At 73.8% G+C, this 1,474-nt stretch carries 1 protein-coding gene and 1 pseudogene; both read right to left on the reverse strand.

Going from position 1 to position 1,474, the window contains the following annotated elements:
* Nucleotides 1–584, reverse strand: a pseudogene (locus tag EYA84_RS31770) (hypothetical protein); the annotation flags it as partial.
* A 4-nt stretch (nt 585–588) separates the two neighbouring features.
* Entirely contained in the window at nt 589–1,221 is a 633-nt protein-coding gene (locus tag EYA84_RS31775; protein ID WP_131057846.1) for an MBL fold metallo-hydrolase, read from the reverse strand.
* Nucleotides 1,222–1,474 lie beyond the last annotated feature (253 nt).

Consider the following 1,474-nt stretch of genomic DNA (forward strand, 5'->3'; position numbering starts at 1 on the left):
TGTTCGGCCCGCATCGCGCCGCGGTCCGGACGACGGTCGGGTGGCGCCGGTGCGGGCGGCTCCTCCTCGCCGGTGACCAGCCGCAGTTGGGGCCGGGGCACCTCGCCGAACCCGGCGTAGTGGGCGGGGCGGAGCAGTCGACCGGATCGCACCTGCTCGGCCACGCCGGGGTCGGCGAGGGCCGCGTTGAGGGTCGCCTCGACCTCGGCCAGCGGCAGCTTCCCGGCCGACGGCGCCCCCGGCACGTCGGCGGCGAGCCGGCGTACCTCGGCGACCAGGGCGGCGACCACGGACCGCCGCTGCGCGGAGAGTTCCCGCAGGCGCGGACCGCGTAGCTCGCGCTGGGCGTCCCGCAACGCGTCGGCCAACTGCGCCAGGTCGCCCACCAGCTCGGGTCGCTCGATGGCGAGCAGGTTGACCAGCCAGGCGGCGACCGTGGGGCGACGCAGTCGGGCGATCTCGCGGGCTCCCCGCACGTCCCCGGCGTGCCGGGCCTGCGCCACCGCTTCGTCGCGGGCGGCGACGAAACGGTCCGGTGGCGTGCGGTAGAGCCGCGGCACCGGGTCGGACGGCGGTGCGGGCATCGACTCAGCCGTCGAGCCGGCTGCCCGGCTCCAGCCGTCGGTACTCGCTGCCGGACAGGGCGGTGTACTGCCGGTCGAGCACCGCGAGGCCGTTGGTGTTGAGCAGGGCGTCGTGCAGCGCGTAGACCCGGCGCGGGGCCACCGCCCGGATGAAGTCGACCACCTCGGAGAACTTCGACCAGGGCGCGTGAATCGGGGCGAAGAGCGTGTCGACCTGGATGTCGTCCGGCACGAACAGCGCGTCGCCGGGGTGGTAGACCACCTCGTCCAGGAGGTAGCCGAGGTTGTCGACGAGCGGGATGTCCGGGTGGATGACCGCGTGCCGACCGCCGTAGGCGCGGACCGGGACACCGGCGGCGGTGAACGTGTCTCCGGGGGCGACCGGGCGCAGCGCCTCGGCCGCGTCGCCGAGCGGTCCGGCCACCGAGGCCGGTCCGTGGATGGTGAACGGCCGCCGGGCCAGTTGCCGGTTGATCGCCTCGGCGTCCACGTGGTCCTGGTGCTCGTGGGTGATCAGGACCGCGTCGGCCCCGTCCAGTGCCACGGCGGCCTCGCTGAACACACCCGGATCGACGACCAGCACTCCCCCGTCGTGCTCGACCCGCAGGCACGAGTGGGCGTACTTGGTGATCCGCATCGTGATGCCTCCCATATCGAATCGTGACGTCCTGAGCGCAGTCTGCCGGAACCGGGGAGGCAGCGCTCGACGTCCGAGCTATCACCCGCTCAGGGTCGAAGAAGGGAACATCGATGACTCCGACAAGAGCCCGCCGGCACGCGGCGACGGGACTGACTGCGCTGGTCATGCTGCTGGTGGTGACCGGCTGCGGCAGTGGCGACAGCGGCAGCGACAGCGCGGCGACCTCCGACGAGGCGGGCCGGGCCGCCGC

This window comes from Verrucosispora sp. SN26_14.1 (assembly GCF_004307965.1).
Classification (GTDB): Bacteria; Actinomycetota; Actinomycetes; order Mycobacteriales; family Micromonosporaceae; genus Micromonospora.

Excerpts from the sequence above, each read along its gene's own strand:
- EYA84_RS31775 (WP_131057846.1), bottom strand. The coding sequence starts at position 1,221 with ATGCGGATCACCAAGTACGCCCACTCGTGCCTGCGGGTCGAGCACGAC.